Annotated in this window: 11 protein-coding genes, 16 tRNA genes and 2 rRNA genes (1 of these 29 running past the window's edge); 2 read left to right on the forward strand and 27 right to left on the reverse strand. The window is 40.1% G+C overall.

Features of this window, described 5'->3' with window-relative positions:
• Positions 1 to 15 precede the first annotated feature (15 nt).
• The 6 genes from NSQ44_RS14790 to NSQ44_RS14815 form a co-directional block, all read right to left on the reverse strand.
• On the reverse strand, positions 16 to 843 hold the full coding sequence (locus tag NSQ44_RS14790) for an MIP/aquaporin family protein (RefSeq protein WP_130157088.1): 828 nt from the start codon (positions 841 to 843) through the stop codon (positions 16 to 18).
• Between the two features lie 375 nt (positions 844 to 1,218).
• Positions 1,219 to 1,482, reverse strand: a complete 264-nt coding sequence (locus NSQ44_RS14795) for an HPr family phosphocarrier protein (RefSeq protein WP_066250986.1) — start codon at positions 1,480 to 1,482, stop codon at positions 1,219 to 1,221.
• A gap of 24 nt (positions 1,483 to 1,506) precedes the next feature.
• Complete coding sequence (gene dhaM, locus NSQ44_RS14800; protein WP_063387208.1) at positions 1,507 to 1,899, reverse strand: dihydroxyacetone kinase phosphoryl donor subunit DhaM; 393 nt, start codon at positions 1,897 to 1,899, stop codon at positions 1,507 to 1,509.
• A complete protein-coding gene (gene dhaL / locus NSQ44_RS14805) occupies positions 1,896 to 2,525 on the reverse strand; it encodes a dihydroxyacetone kinase subunit DhaL (protein WP_340857444.1) in 630 nt (209 codons plus the stop codon). The genes dhaM and dhaL overlap by 4 nt, the downstream gene beginning before the upstream one ends.
• Positions 2,526 to 2,579: 54 nt before the next feature.
• A complete protein-coding gene (gene dhaK / locus NSQ44_RS14810; RefSeq protein ID WP_340857445.1) occupies positions 2,580 to 3,575 on the reverse strand; it encodes a dihydroxyacetone kinase subunit DhaK in 996 nt (331 codons plus the stop codon).
• 115 nt (positions 3,576 to 3,690) lie between these two features.
• The gene (locus tag NSQ44_RS14815; RefSeq protein WP_340857447.1) at positions 3,691 to 5,736 is read right to left on the reverse strand and encodes a sigma 54-interacting transcriptional regulator; all 2,046 of its coding nucleotides are present in this window, start codon (positions 5,734 to 5,736) and stop codon (positions 3,691 to 3,693) included.
• Positions 5,737 to 6,105: 369 nt separating this feature from the next.
• On the opposite strand from NSQ44_RS14815, the gene NSQ44_RS14820 reads away from it, so the two are divergent.
• Complete coding sequence (locus NSQ44_RS14820; RefSeq protein WP_063387204.1) at positions 6,106 to 6,666, forward strand: glycerol-3-phosphate responsive antiterminator; 561 nt, start codon at positions 6,106 to 6,108, stop codon at positions 6,664 to 6,666.
• Positions 6,667 to 7,064: 398 nt separating this feature from the next.
• The gene (locus tag NSQ44_RS14825; protein WP_340857448.1) at positions 7,065 to 8,735 is read left to right on the forward strand and encodes a glycerol-3-phosphate dehydrogenase/oxidase; all 1,671 of its coding nucleotides are present in this window, start codon (positions 7,065 to 7,067) and stop codon (positions 8,733 to 8,735) included.
• Between the two features lie 794 nt (positions 8,736 to 9,529).
• On the opposite strand, the gene NSQ44_RS14830 is transcribed toward NSQ44_RS14825, so the two are convergent.
• The 21 genes from NSQ44_RS14830 to NSQ44_RS14930 all read right to left on the reverse strand — a co-directional run.
• On the reverse strand, positions 9,530 to 9,976 hold the full coding sequence (locus tag NSQ44_RS14830) for a GNAT family N-acetyltransferase (RefSeq protein WP_340857449.1): 447 nt from the start codon (positions 9,974 to 9,976) through the stop codon (positions 9,530 to 9,532).
• A 310-nt stretch (positions 9,977 to 10,286) separates the two neighbouring features.
• Positions 10,287 to 10,568, reverse strand: coding sequence for a hypothetical protein (locus NSQ44_RS14835; RefSeq protein WP_340857450.1), 282 nt, complete (start codon positions 10,566 to 10,568; stop codon positions 10,287 to 10,289).
• A gap of 210 nt (positions 10,569 to 10,778) precedes the next feature.
• Positions 10,779 to 11,024 (reverse strand): cytoplasmic protein, encoded by a 246-nt coding sequence (locus NSQ44_RS14840; protein WP_340857451.1) that lies wholly within the window; start codon positions 11,022 to 11,024, stop codon positions 10,779 to 10,781.
• A gap of 385 nt (positions 11,025 to 11,409) precedes the next feature.
• Positions 11,410 to 11,493: transfer RNA gene (locus tag NSQ44_RS14845), tRNA-Leu, on the reverse strand.
• Between the two features lie 26 nt (positions 11,494 to 11,519).
• A tRNA-Leu gene (locus tag NSQ44_RS14850) sits at positions 11,520 to 11,608 on the reverse strand.
• Positions 11,609 to 11,614: 6 nt separating this feature from the next.
• Positions 11,615 to 11,688: transfer RNA gene (locus tag NSQ44_RS14855), tRNA-Cys, on the reverse strand.
• A gap of 5 nt (positions 11,689 to 11,693) precedes the next feature.
• A tRNA-Gly gene (locus NSQ44_RS14860) sits at positions 11,694 to 11,768 on the reverse strand.
• Positions 11,769 to 11,784: 16 nt separating this feature from the next.
• Positions 11,785 to 11,859 (reverse strand) — tRNA-Gln (locus NSQ44_RS14865).
• Between the two features lie 12 nt (positions 11,860 to 11,871).
• Positions 11,872 to 11,947, reverse strand: a tRNA-His gene (locus tag NSQ44_RS14870).
• A gap of 11 nt (positions 11,948 to 11,958) precedes the next feature.
• A tRNA-Trp gene (locus NSQ44_RS14875) sits at positions 11,959 to 12,032 on the reverse strand.
• A 4-nt stretch (positions 12,033 to 12,036) separates the two neighbouring features.
• Positions 12,037 to 12,121: transfer RNA gene (locus NSQ44_RS14880), tRNA-Tyr, on the reverse strand.
• Positions 12,122 to 12,133: 12 nt separating this feature from the next.
• Positions 12,134 to 12,206 (reverse strand) — tRNA-Thr (locus tag NSQ44_RS14885).
• Between the two features lie 16 nt (positions 12,207 to 12,222).
• Positions 12,223 to 12,298: transfer RNA gene (locus tag NSQ44_RS14890), tRNA-Phe, on the reverse strand.
• Positions 12,299 to 12,409: 111 nt separating this feature from the next.
• Positions 12,410 to 12,485 (reverse strand) — tRNA-Asp (locus tag NSQ44_RS14895).
• 2 nt (positions 12,486 to 12,487) lie between these two features.
• Positions 12,488 to 12,564 (reverse strand) — tRNA-Met (locus tag NSQ44_RS14900).
• A gap of 108 nt (positions 12,565 to 12,672) precedes the next feature.
• Positions 12,673 to 12,748: transfer RNA gene (locus NSQ44_RS14905), tRNA-Val, on the reverse strand.
• Between the two features lies 1 nt (position 12,749).
• Positions 12,750 to 12,824: transfer RNA gene (locus NSQ44_RS14910), tRNA-Glu, on the reverse strand.
• A gap of 13 nt (positions 12,825 to 12,837) precedes the next feature.
• Positions 12,838 to 12,929: transfer RNA gene (locus NSQ44_RS14915), tRNA-Ser, on the reverse strand.
• 3 nt (positions 12,930 to 12,932) lie between these two features.
• Positions 12,933 to 13,007: transfer RNA gene (locus tag NSQ44_RS14920), tRNA-Asn, on the reverse strand.
• 112 nt (positions 13,008 to 13,119) lie between these two features.
• A 5S ribosomal RNA gene (gene rrf / locus NSQ44_RS14925) occupies positions 13,120 to 13,235 on the reverse strand.
• Between the two features lie 137 nt (positions 13,236 to 13,372).
• Positions 13,373 to 13,856: ribosomal RNA gene (locus tag NSQ44_RS14930) — 23S ribosomal RNA — on the reverse strand; it runs 2,449 nt beyond the window's last position.

Genomic DNA, 13,856 nt, shown 5'->3' on the forward strand with positions numbered 1-13,856 from the left:
ATTAAAATTATAAACTTAAAGTGTTGCTTTCGTTTTCTTATAGACATTCAAGCTTTGTTCTTTATTGCTTACTAGCGCTGCCACAACGATAGCTGCTACAACAATTGTGAAAATCCAAAAAGCAGAGGTACTGACTCCTTCAAAAGCCCATTTATAAAACAACGCTCCATACGTTCCCCCAATAATCGGCCCTACAACAGGAATCCAAGCATAACCCCAGTTAGAGCTTCCTTTACCTGGAATCGGCAGAATAAAATGAGCAATTCTCGGACCTAAATCACGGGCAGGATTGATGGCGTAACCCGTAGTTCCGCCTAAGGAGAGACCTATTGCAACGATGAGAAATCCAACAATGAACGGGTTCATTCCTTCTGCAAATTTATTCGCTCCAAGTGCCAACAATCCAAGCAACAAAATGAATGTACCAATGACTTCACTTAAAAGATTCGCTGCAGGATTTTTGATTGCAGGATCTGTTGAGAATACGGCTAATTTTGCACCTTGGTCATCGGTTGCTTGCCAGTGGGGCAAATAGTGCAAATAAACGATCACAGCACCGATAAATGCGCCAATCATTTGGGCAATAATATAGGTCGGTACATCACTCCATGGGAAAGAACCGATTGCAGCTAATCCGATGGTTACAGCCGGATTAAGATGGGCTCCGCTAAATTGACCTACAGCATATGCCGCCATCGCTACGGCAAGACCCCATCCCATCGTAATAACAATCCAGCCTGAATTTTCAGCTTTTGATTTTTTAAGTACAACACCGCCGACAACTCCACCCCCAAAAACAATCAAAATCATCGTGCCAATTAACTCACCTAAAAATGCAGACATCAAAGTTTCCTCCTTTTTCATATATTTTTTTCTCTTGCGAAAAGACTACAATTTTGGTCAATAAAAAAGATCCGCAGCAAATTCCCCCCTCCTTTTTCATATATTTTTTTCTCTTGCGAAAAGACTACAATTTTGGTCAATAAAAAAGATCCGCAGCAAATTCCCCCCTTAGTATGCAGGCTGCATACAGGGAATTACTGTGGATCTCCATTTCTCCATCACAAATATTAACTTGATTTCAGATTATTACAAAAAGAAAGCGTTGTCAATCACTTTTTTTGAATTATGATATTATTTGTTTTGAAGTAAGTTCTAGGAAATGGGACCCATGAACCTAATATGAATTTTTGCAACAATTCAAAAGCAAAGGCTTGATTACGATTCTTTACCTGATTGGAGAAAAAAATCAATAAACGCTAATGCGTCTTTCTCATCTTCTCCATCAGTCATCACTTTGATCGTCTGTCCCTCCATTATGGCAACGCTCATAAGCTGAAGAATACTTTTCGCGTTAATCCTTCTGTCGCCGATCATTAACTCAACCTTGCTTTTATACTGGTTTACTTTTTTCACAAAATCTGCTGCTGGTCTGGCATGCAGACCATTTTCAATGGTCACAGTAATCTCTTTTTCGATCATTGAGTTCACTCCTAATTTTTCTCGCTAGTCATTGATTTTGACAAGTTCCTTTGCACTCTCGCCAGCTCGAACGACCTCTTCAATCGAGCTTCCCAAACCAGCCTCAACGACCGCTGCATAAGCTCCTTCTACGAGAGGAGCATCGGCTATTATAATGTTTTCATTGTTCTCTAGCATCTCAATAGCCATTTCAGCATTAATGAGTGCACTCCCTAAATCAAACAAAACGACAACGCCTTTCTCAGAATAGACTGATTCAATTGCTTCCTTAATGTCTAATGCATTTGTTCCGATATCGCCTTCAACCCCTCCAGCGATGGCTACAGATACTTCAGGTTGAACTTGATTCAGAAGCTTTTTTAGGCCGCTTACAATTTCATAGCTGTGTGAAATTAAGACAAGACTTACATATTTCATTGGGCCACCTCTCCTTCTTCGAGCAATTCAGCTAAGGAAGCAAACAATAAATACGATGAAGCTGCCCCAGGATCAATATGACCAATAGAACGCTTTCCTAAATAAGCCGCACGGCCTTTCTTTGCCTCAAGTTCTTTTGTGCCGTCCATTTTCTCTTTAGATAAATCAGTAAGCTCTTTAGAATGAATCGTTTCACGATTTTTCATATACTCAATGACAGGCTCCCAAACATCGATCATCGTTTTATCTCCTACTTGTGCCTTTCCCCTAACTTTTAACCCATCCAATGATGCTGCTAATGCCTCAACTAAAGCCTTTATATCAACTTCTTTTTTACCCTTTAAAGCAAGAGAAACTTTCATGAAAGCTGTTCCATATAACGGACCTGAAGCTCCGCCTACTTTAGCAATTAAAGTCATGCCAACATCTTTAAACAAAGAACCAAGATCATCATATTTGCCTTCTGTAATTTTCTTGACGGTTTCCTGAAATCCCCGTGCCATATTTAATCCATGGTCTCCATCGCCAATTGCTTGATCCAGCTCCGTTAAATACTCCTTATTTTCCTGAATTTTATCGTTAAAAGTTATGATCCATTTTTTAGCCTGTTCAACGTCAAATGTCATTGATCATCTCTCCTCATATTCCTTCTATAGACAGACTGCAAGAAAGCGAGATTGCTATTTTTTGAATGCGATTGTATCCGCTTGTGCGTCTAACAACTCAATGAGTTGATCGTCTAATTTTAATAACGAAATAGAGCAGCCAGCCATTTCAAGCGATGTCATAAATTCACCAACAAACGTTTCATGTATATAAATGTTCTTATCCTTTAGGACCTCAGAGACTTTTTTGTTCATAATATATAATTCCATTAATGGTGTTGCACCTAGACCGTTGATCATGACCGCAACCTTGTCGTTTTCCTCAAGTTTTAAGTCATCTAAAATTTTTTCAAGAAGTATTTGTGCGATTTCATCCGCTGGCTGGATTTGTGTTTTTTCAATGCCAGGTTCTCCGTGAATCCCCATTCCAATTTCGATTTCATTTTCTCCGAGCTCGAAGCCAGGTTTTCCTGCTGCTGGAACAGTGCATGGAGTTAAGGCCATTCCCATTGACCGAACATTTTCCACAACTTTCTTAGCTACTGCTTCTACTTCTTTTAGCGTTGCACCCTTTTCCGCTAATGCACCGGCAATTTTATGAACGAAAACCGTACCTGCTATTCCCCGCCGGCCAGTCGTATATGTACTATCCTCCACAGCTACATCATCATTCACAACCACTTTTGCTACGTTGATTCCTTCTGCTTCAGCCATTTCGGCAGCCATTTCAAAATTCATAATGTCGCCAGTGTAATTTTTAATAATCAATAACACCCCATTTCCGCTATCAACCGCTTGAATCGCCTCAAAAATTTGATCTGGGGTTGGGGAAGTGAACACTTCTCCACATACCGCTCCGTCTAGCATGCCTTTACCTACATAACCAGCATGTGAAGGCTCATGACCGCTTCCTCCGCCGCTAACCAAGCCAACTTTTCCTTGAATAGGTGCTTCTTTTCTTACGATTACGTTTGTATTTGGCAATCTCTTCATTCGATTAGAATGAGCCGCCAACATCCCTGCTAACATGTCTTCAACTACTTGATTAGGATCATTGATTAATTTTTTCATAGACATACCTCCTCTTAACTTTGCACTTTTTATTAATGCAAAAATGATGCCAACAACGAAAGCGCTTTACGGATGCGTTTTCATATTTTTATGGCGAGTTCATTGGGAAAAAATATCAATCCATTTGATACTTTTTCCCAACTAAATGCTCTAATCCATATTCTCTTATTTTTTTAGCTGCCGTTTTATGAGTGATCCCAAGCGCTTTTGCTAACTTGTTATAGCTTGGGTAATATTGACAAGCAAAGGAAAAAATTTGTTTTTCATATTCTTTGAAGGTCAGCACTTCGTTGCCAAAATTGATACTCTGTTTCTGCATTATTTTTTTATTTTCTTGACATTGAGGGTTCGAAATGTAGTAAGGTAAATCCTTGCATCGCATAATTTCTTCATCTGCGAGATTAAATAACCGTTCAATCACATTTTGTAATTCTCTAATATTTCCTGGCCAATGGTAACTGCACAATGCTTCCATAAATCCTTTTTCATACCCTTTGATATTTTTTCCCAATCTAGCATTCAATTGTTTTCGAAACGCCTCCACCAAAAGCGGAATATCTTCTTTTCTTGCCCTTAAAGGGGGCAGATGAATTGGGACAACATTCAACCGATAATAAAGGTCCTCGCGAAAACTGCCCTCATCTACCATTTTTTTGAGATCACGGTGAGTCGCGGCAATTACTCTAACATCAAGCTGAATGGGCGCATATCCGCCAATTCTTTCCACTTCCCTTTCCTGCAGCACACGTAAAATTTTTGCTTGTAAATCCAAACTTAAATCACCGATTTCATCTAAAAAAATCGTACCTTTATTAGCGAGTTCAAATTTTCCTCGATGTGTTTTATACGCTCCTGTAAAGGCTCCTTTTTCATAACCAAATAATTCGCTCTCCATTAATTGAGGAGGGATGGCTGCACAATTCACTCGAATAAATAGGTTATTCTTTCTGTCGCTTGCTTCATGAATAGCCTTAGCAACAAGTTCTTTCCCTGTTCCGCTTTCTCCTGTAATAATCACTGTCGAATTTGTTTTTGCAACCTTTGCGGCGATTGTTAAGGAATCTTTTAATGTCTCGCTGTTTCCTATAATCTTATGAAATGCTTCATCAAATCCTTGATGTTTGGACAGCTCCATTTCCAAATATTTCGTTCTTTGCTCCATTAGATCAATTTTTTCGAGGAGCTTTTTAATATCATCGAATGGAGTCATGGTGGCAACTGTTCCGCGAAATTCATCGTCAACGAAAATAGGATTTATTTTTGTAATATAACTAGATTGTTGGTTTACTTGAATTAGTTTCATAATCTGATTTTGAGTGCTTTTAATATTTTCCCACTCGTGTTGGCCGATTATTGATTGAATGTTTGGGACACTGTTTAATTTTTTTAACAAAACATCCATTTCATCATTTTTGTATATAAAATTTCCATTTTTATCTGTTAATCCGATTAAATCTGAGACAGATTTTAAAACAAGATTTAATCGCTGCTGCAGCTCTTTTACTTCATTCAATTCTTTACTGATTTTCTCAATGGTAGATATATCTTGAAAAATAGCAACAGCCCCAATCGTTTTTCCATTAAAAATAATTGGCGAACGGGTTGTTAACAATGTATGATGGTTGATTTCTTGCTTTTTGGATAATTCCATTTTTCCTGTCTTCAGTACTTCATGCAATCTTGAATGGGGAATCACTTCGTCAGCACGTTGATTGATAAGCTCATGAGGATCTTTTTCCAAAAGTTTTGCTGCAGCTGCATTGACATAAGTGATGATATTGTCGCTATTCACAACGACGATTCCATTCGGTAAAGCAGATATGGCCTCATGAAGGGTAATGGAATTTTCCATGAGAAGTCGATCTGTTTCTGCTTGCTGGGAATCTTCAAGATCCGTTTGTTCAAAAAAATTTTTTATCTGCTGGACGATTTGATCGTCTATTTTTTCTTCAAAATGCAGGATAAATTCCTCTCCTTGTCCAATCTTTAAGGACACTAAAGATAATAGATTATTCACTTGAACTTTTTTATCCTGATAGAGAACGTACGTCTTTTTTAATATCTCTTTATTTTGTATGAGATTTTGAAGCAGCGAAATAAAAGCTGCTGCCATCCGGACATGAAGACCGTTCTTTTTGTAAACTGTTAATTTAATGAACATGAAATCCCCTCCCTTTTTCCATTTTAATATACTTGTTAACAGGATTACTGGAAAATTTTTTGAAAAAGATAGTAGTTATGAATCTCACGATTAAAAAAATTTTTTCACCCTGTAAACGATCATGCGTGGATGTTCTCATTGCTTTGACAGCGCTTTTGTTTATGGTACAATATTAATAAGTTAATAAATTGTAGCGGAGAGAAGGAGATCCACATCAATTCCCTTTAGTCGTTTGGATGAAGGGGTGTTTTGTTGTGGATTTCTTTTTTTCTAGAGACTTGAAGCAAAGACCTCTTCTCTGTTTCAATTAAGTTTGAAAGCTGAATTCACACTGATTTTTTGCCAATAATAAAAAAGGTGGAACGAACAATGGAATATAAAGATCAAAAAATTATTCCAGCGATTCGCAATATGAAGGATTTTGAAATTTTTCTTCAGAGTTCCTATGCATATGGTGTGTTATTAGATGTCCATATTGCCCAGTTGAAAAATATCGTCAATATTTCTAAGCAGCATTGTAAAAACTTGTTATTGCATGTTGATTTAATACATGGTCTTAAAAATGATGAATACGCAACCGAATATTTATGCCAGTCCTTCAAGCCCTATGGACTGCTTTCGACAAAAGCAAGTGTCGTTTTGAAAGCGAAACAAAAAGGCGTATTGGCCATTCAACGAGTTTTTCTCATTGACTCAAACGCTTTAGAAAAAAGCTATTCCTTATTAGAAAAAACAAAACCCGATGTGATTGAGGTTTTACCTGGCGCCATGCCGAACATTATTGCTGAAATTCATCAACGAATTCAAATCCCGATCTTTGCTGGTGGATTTATCCGCAGTATTGACGATGTCAACAATGCTTTACAAGCTGGTGCTGCAGCCGTGACAACATCCAATAAGCAATTATGGAAAGAATTTGAACAGTCATAATTTATTTTGAATGCCTACCCAATTTTTCGATGCTTTAGGTTTTGGCGGCAGTTTTAGACTTTCAGTTTCAGAAACGCTGTAGAAGGCATGAAAGACGCAAGCCATCTTCATCAATTGAATGAAGAAAAAATGGCTTGTGCGATGGTGTCAATAGCGTCTTCAAACACTGATTCTTTATCAGCTGAATAAAGAAAAGTTCATTATGGGGAAAAGCTTTGAATTTTAAATTCGCATACAAAAGAATTTTCAGAAGATGAAGAATATGCTATAATACATTCAAAGTTAATATTCGGTTGGAGACAAGGAGAGACCACATAGCATTACGTCTGTAGAAGAAGCGTAGTGTGTATGTGGTCTCTTTTTTTAGGACTTTTGACGGATCACAGGAGGAATAACAAATGAACAAAAATGTATTTGCTTATCAAAGACAAGAAATATTAAAAGACGTCGATGGAAAACAGTTTGATGTCATCATTATTGGCGGTGGTATTACAGGTGCAGGAATTGCACTTGATGCAACAACACGTGGAATGAAAACAGTTTTATTTGAGATGCAGGATTTTGCCGCAGGAACCTCAAGCCGTTCCACGAAGCTTGTGCACGGAGGCCTCCGTTATTTAAAACAGATGGAAGTGAAGTTAGTCGCTGAAGTTGGGAAAGAACGCGCGATCGTCTATGAAAATGGCCCGCATGTAACTACACCTGAATGGATGCTTCTTCCGATTTATAAAGGAGGAACATTCGGTAAATGGAGCACATCCATTGGACTGAAAATTTATGATTACCTTGCTGACGTGAAGAAAAGCGAACGAAGAACGATGTTGAATGCGAAGCAAACTATTGATAAAGAACCTTTATTAAAGCAAGATGGATTATTAGGCGGAGGATATTATGTCGAATATCGAACTGACGATGCCCGCTTGACGATTGAAGTTATGAAAAAGGCAGTCGAATGCGGTGCAAAAGCGATTAACTATGCAAAGGTAGACGAATTTATTTACGAACAAGGCAAAGCCGTAGGTGTAAAAGTTGTTGACCAATTAACAGGAGAATCATATCAAGTGTTCGCAAAGAAAATTATAAATGCAACAGGCCCTTGGGTCGATACGTTACGGGAAAAAGATCACTCTTTAAAAGGAAAACATTTGATTTTGTCAAAAGGAATTCACCTTGTTTTTGACCAAAGCCGATTCCCATTAAAACAAGCGATCTATTTTGATACACCTGATGGACGAATGGTGTTTGCCATTCCGCGTGATGGAAAAACTTACGTTGGCACAACAGATACTTTCTATGATGGGGATATTGCACATCCTAAAATGACTGTTGAAGATCGAGATTATCTTATTAAGGCCATTAATTATATGTTCCCAACGGTCCATATCACCGTGGAAGATATTGAATCAAGCTGGGCCGGGCTCAGACCATTAATCCATGAAGAAGGAAAAAGTCCTTCTGAAATATCACGCAAAGATGAAATTTGGACGTCTGATTCAGGTATTATTACCATTGCCGGCGGAAAATTAACAGGATACCGTAAAATGGCAGAAACGATCGTTGATCTTGTTGCCAAATTATTAAAAGAGGAAGAAAACGCAGCATTTTCCCCTTGCAGAACGAAAAACCTGCCGATTTCGGGAGGAGATTTCGGAGGTTCAACAAATTTTGAATCGTTCGTAACTAAAAAAGTTGAACAGGGAGAAAAATTGGGATTTAGCAGAAAACAATCGGAAAGATTGGTCCGATTATATGGAACGAATGTAGACCGGGTGTTTGAACTGGCAGTTGAATTAAAGAAAGTAAGAAATGAGTTTCAATTACCGATTGATGTTTTAGCCCAGCTTCAATATGGTTTGGAAGAAGAGATGGTCGTAAAACCGGAGGACTTCTTTATCCGGAGAACGGGATCGTTATTTTTTGAAATTCATTCAGTTCACCAATGGAAGGAATCCGTTATTCAATATATGGCGAAAAACTTGGAGTGGACAGAAGAGGAGCAAAACCGTTATCGCAAAGAATTAGAAACATATCTGCACGACGCCGTCACGCCTGTTGATGAAAAACAATAATAGACAAAATATATTTGACAGCAAAGGCTTTTATTATCCGGTTATTTGAACGAAAAGGAAAAAGTAGCCGAATTTTGACAGCATCCCCCTATAAGGAGACAGTAAATATGCATCAATTTACTGTTTACTTATGAGGGGATTTTTTCGATAATGGTGGTGTTTAACTTTCACCGGTTACTTCTTAAATTCGTAAATACAAAAGATCATATTAAAGAAAGCTTATTATGTAAAAAGTTTTTAAGAAGTGGATGACGCAAAGTAATACAAGGTCTAACTTAGAACAGCTGTATCAAGCATTTCACATCCAGTGCACCCCAACAATTGACATAGGACCTTTTAATTTTAATGAAATTCTTTACCCCAACATTTAGTATAGAGCCAATCGAGTAGGAGGGAGCGATTAACTCCCGTCCTCTCACACCACCGTACGTACGGTTCCGTATACGGCGGTTCAATTAAGATAATTGACGCAAGTCTTTATAACTTCCGTGAATAGCTGTTCTCTTTATGCCAGTGGTCACTCCACCCTCCAAGAGGTCTCCCACGGGATTCACCGCTTCCTCCCTCAAGTGAGGTACTACGTTTCCTGTGTTCATCATGACTCACTGAATGCCAAGGGCTATTCTCTCTTAATTGTTCGGTCCTTCTTAGTTGTTCTAGACCAACTAATACTATGACCTCTGCTGACTTCTGACGGTTCAGCTACTTATCACTAAGTAGGTTATGAAGAGTACTTCACATATCCGCCAGACCTCCCCGGGTAAGTACATGCACTTTCACACCATCTATCCGCCTCATTTACTCGATATGATCTTCTCCGCTACACGAATGGATGGAACATTTTTTGGGTCAATAATACTTATCAGCTTATTTAAACCCAATTTATAAAACGCATATTCCTTGCACGCTTTGGCAGCTTCTGTTGCGAACCCCTTGGCCCAATACTTTTTATTAATATGGTATCCAATCTCCACTTCTATACTGTCATTTATTTTTTGTTTGACAAGACCACAATCACCTATCAATTCATTCGTTTCCTTCAAACAAACCGCCCATAATCCATAACCATTATTCCGATATCTATCTTGATTTCGTTTAATCCAGTCTTGAGTTTGCTGAATGCTAAAAGGGGCTGGATAAAACTTCATGGTTTCTGGGTCAGAAAAAATACGATGTAGAGAAGTAATATCTTCATCTTCATACTGTCTTAATATCAACCTTTGTGTTTCAAGAACAACCATTTCCCTATCCCCTTCCCCTTTTGTTTAATCTTACGTTTTAACTAATATTATTTGATTTAATATAATGAAATCTTCGCTCCTTCAACCTTTCTGCCTCTTAGCCAACCATGAAGCGAGCTTCATCGCAGATGATAGAAGTTAATTTGTTCTTCCATGGGAGACAACCATGCCACATAGTTGCGCCACCATCTGAAGGATGGGAAATATTGATTTTCAGGATGGTTGAAGAAAAGAAGCGATTCCTTAATTTAAACACCGCACCCGTTAGCAGAATAAATAAAAAGGCCTCTTTAGGAGTATAAGAGGCTAATCAAGGTCTTTTCTTTTCAGAATAAGGCATTTTCGTAATGACAATTGGGTTATTTAGGTTTGCATTTGGAATTTGTTGAGGTTCTTTTTGAGCTGGCATAGATTGAATATTCTTTGCTTCTGGCGGAAGCGGGTCATTTATAGAATCCCTGATTATGACTTTCTGTTCAAACCGTTCCCTTTTTACTGTTGATGTCTTTTCCATTTGTTCATTATCCTGTACTTCTGCTGAATTACTACAGCCAAATAAAGCAATGCTTATCATCAAAATTAACCTTTTCATATTTTTAGCCCCCTAATACTCATTATATAAAAATAGACGAAGTAAAGTCCTTTTCTGTTCAAAAAACTAAAAAGGGGATATCACTAATTCCTATTGTAAATCCTTATTCGGCTAACCTGCCCCTTACCCCATAAAATAACAAAGAGGAGTGATGACAATTCCCCAACAAACGAATCTTATTAAGTTCTTATTCATTAACAATCATTCCTGCTAAAACCATTCCTCATGCATTCCTTTTAAAAACGTTCTTGTAATTGGAAATCCGGAACTCTCCCCAATAACAGAATCAATTCCACAATAAGGACAAACGGCTGTGTCTTCATCATCCCACCACTCCGTAATTTCAGTAGGACTAAAAATTTTTAAACAATAAAAACAACCGCATATCGTATCCTTTTCTAAATCTTTTCTATTATGACTGCTAAACCGGTGTGCTTCTTTAAAATGTTTTTCCATCACCATATTCCTTCCCTTTCCCTATGCCTGTATTGTATTTTTCGCTTGGATTATCTTTTCCTTTATTCAACTAAACTGCCTATTTAGTTGGATAACCTCTACAAATATATTACATAATACATAAAATTCTACATAACCTTCAAAAAACAAGTAAAGATGCTTTTTCTCACTCATATTAGTAAAACTGAACATTTTTACCATTTCTCGTTTAAAATAAAATTAGGAGGGGAATCAATGAATATAAAAAAGAAGTTCCAAATTCACCTCACTGAACACGATTAGCCGCACACGATTTTTCTTACTCGAATCGTATTCGGTAAAAATAAATCAAGGACTCCCACATTCGTGAGAGCCCTTGATCCTAAAGTCTTTCCCCTATTTTCGATGCCGATGGTGGGAGTCGAACCCACACTCCCGCAAGGGAACACGATTTTGAGTCGTGCGCGTCTGCCAGTTCCGCCACATCGGCGTAATGATATTGATGTAATTCCTCACTGGTGCCGAGGACCGGACTTGAACCGGTACGGTAGTCACCTACCGCAGGATTTTAAGTCCTGTGCGTCTGCCAATTCCGCCACCCCGGCTTGTAATGGAGGCGGCACCCGGATTCGAACCGGGGATAAAGGTTTTGCAGACCTCTGCCTTACCACTTGGCTATGCCGCCATTATTGGAGCGGAAGACGGGATTCGAACCCGCGACCCCCACCTTGGCAAGGTGGTGTTCTACCACTGAACTACTTCCGCACTTAAATTTAAAAGGTGGCTGGGCTAGCTGGATTCGAACCAGCGCATCACGGAGTCAAAGTCCGTTGCCTTACCGCTTGGCTATAGCCCAATGATATTAATATGGGGCGACTGATGGGAATCGAACCCACGAATGCCAGAGCCACAATCTGGTGCGTTAACCACTTCGCCACAGTCGCCATCTTATAAATGGCAGGGGCAGTAGGAATCGAACCCACACCGGAGGTTTTGGAGACCTCTGTTCTACCGTTAAACTATGCCCCTATCATGGTGGAGGGGGACGGATTCGAACCGCCGAACCCTAAGGGAGCGGATTTACAGTCCGCCGCGTTTAGCCACTTCGCTACCCCTCCGATTGTAAAAAATGCCGGCGAGAGGAATCGAACCCCCAACCTACTGATTACAAGTCAGTTGCTCTACCAATTGAGCTACACCGGCATATGTATACATATAATGGTGGCTCGGGACGGAATCGAACCGCCGACACAAGGATTTTCAGTCCTTTGCTCTACCGACTGAGCTACCGAGCCGTAAAACTCCGATAAAAAATTATGTACAATCCATCATTAAAGAAAGAATTCATTGACACAATCTGCTGTACTTGAAAAAATTCCTCATACAGCTGTTGAATCAATAATTAATGGCGGTCCCGACGGGAATCGAACCCGCGATCTCCTGCGTGACAGGCAGGCATGTTAACCGCTACACTACGGGACCATTGGTTGCGGGGGCAGGATTTGAACCTGCGACCTTCGGGTTATGAGCCCGACGAGCTACCGGACTGCTCCACCCCGCGCCGATAAAACAATAAACACTCTTCACACAAAAATTATGTATACATATCATAACATGCTGTGGCCCTAGCGCCGAAATTCATTAATATTCATTTTATTTACTATGTACATGGTGGAGGATGACGGGATCGAACCGCCGACCCCTTGCTTGTAAGGCAAGTGCTCTCCCAGCTGAGCTAATCCTCCATGGTGACCCGTACGGGATTCGAACCCGTGTTACCGCCGTGAAAGGGCGGTGTCTTAACCACTTGACCAACGGGCCAAAAATTTCATTCTGGCGGAGAGCAAGGGATTCGAACCCTTGAGACGGCGTTGACCGTCTACACGATTTCCAATCGTGCTCCTTCGACCACTCGGACAGCTCTCCAAATGGCTCCGCAGGCAGGATTCGAACCTGCGACCGTTCGGTTAACAGCCGAATGCTCTACCACTGAGCTACTGCGGAATGTAAAAGAAGACTAGCTGATATTACTATTATGTAGAATGCCTCATTTTCTATAGGCTGAATCAAATTGAAAGAAATAAACTTACAACTTCTTTTCTATTGTAAAGTGATTGCCTGGCAGCGTCCTACTCTCACAAGGGATAGACCCTCACTACCATCGGCGCTGAAGAGCTTAACTTCCGTGTTCGGGATGGGAACGGGTGTGACCTCTTCGCCATTGCCACCAAGCAAATTATTGTATTCATTTGTTCCATTCAGTGGATAGACAACTACTATTATAACTTTTTGGCCGTAGTTGTCAATTCCTTTTTAAACATGATCTTTCAAAACTAGATAACGGTTCCTTCACGAATAGATGCTCTTTCTTGGTTAAGTCCTCGATCGATTAGTATCCGTCAGCTCCACGTGTCACCACGCTTCCACCTCGGACCTATCTACCTCGTCATCTTCAAGGGATCTTACTCGCTTTTCGCGATGGGAAATCTCATCTTGAGGGGGGCTTCACGCTTAGATGCTTTCAGCGCTTATCCCTTCCGCACATAGCTACCCAGCGGTGCCCCTGGCGGGACAACTGGTACACCAGCGGTGCGTCCATCCCGGTCCTCTCGTACTAAGGACAGCTCCTCTCAAATTTCCTGCGCCCGCGACGGATAGGGACCGAACTGTCTCACGACGTTCTGAACCCAGCTCGCGTACCGCTTTAATGGGCGAACAGCCCAACCCTTGGGACCGACTACAGCCCCAGGATGCGATGAGCCGACATCGAGGTGCCAAACCTCCCCGTCGATGTGGACTCTTGGGGGAGATCAGCCTGTTATCCCCGGGGTAGCTTTTATCCGTTGAGCGATG

Origin of the sequence: Aeribacillus sp. FSL M8-0254 (genome assembly GCF_038008845.1) — a bacterium.
Taxonomy (GTDB): Bacteria; Bacillota; Bacilli; order Bacillales; family Aeribacillaceae; genus Aeribacillus; species Aeribacillus composti.

Excerpts from the sequence above, each read along its gene's own strand:
- dhaK (WP_340857445.1), bottom strand. The coding sequence starts at position 3,575 with ATGAAAAAATTAATCAATGATCCTAATCAAGTAGTTGAAGACATGTTA.
- NSQ44_RS14820 (WP_063387204.1), top strand. The coding sequence starts at position 6,106 with ATGGAATATAAAGATCAAAAAATTATTCCAGCGATTCGCAATATGAAG.
- dhaM (WP_063387208.1), bottom strand. The coding sequence starts at position 1,899 with ATGAAATATGTAAGTCTTGTCTTAATTTCACACAGCTATGAAATTGTA.
- NSQ44_RS14840 (WP_340857451.1), bottom strand. The coding sequence starts at position 11,024 with ATGGAAAAACATTTTAAAGAAGCACACCGGTTTAGCAGTCATAATAGA.
- NSQ44_RS14835 (WP_340857450.1), bottom strand. The coding sequence starts at position 10,568 with ATGAAAAGGTTAATTTTGATGATAAGCATTGCTTTATTTGGCTGTAGT.
- NSQ44_RS14790 (WP_130157088.1), bottom strand. The coding sequence starts at position 843 with ATGTCTGCATTTTTAGGTGAGTTAATTGGCACGATGATTTTGATTGTT.
- NSQ44_RS14795 (WP_066250986.1), bottom strand. The coding sequence starts at position 1,482 with ATGATCGAAAAAGAGATTACTGTGACCATTGAAAATGGTCTGCATGCC.
- NSQ44_RS14830 (WP_340857449.1), bottom strand. The coding sequence starts at position 9,976 with ATGGTTGTTCTTGAAACACAAAGGTTGATATTAAGACAGTATGAAGAT.
- NSQ44_RS14815 (WP_340857447.1), bottom strand. The coding sequence starts at position 5,736 with ATGTTCATTAAATTAACAGTTTACAAAAAGAACGGTCTTCATGTCCGG.
- NSQ44_RS14825 (WP_340857448.1), top strand. The coding sequence starts at position 7,065 with ATGAACAAAAATGTATTTGCTTATCAAAGACAAGAAATATTAAAAGAC.
- dhaL (WP_340857444.1), bottom strand. The coding sequence starts at position 2,525 with ATGACATTTGACGTTGAACAGGCTAAAAAATGGATCATAACTTTTAAC.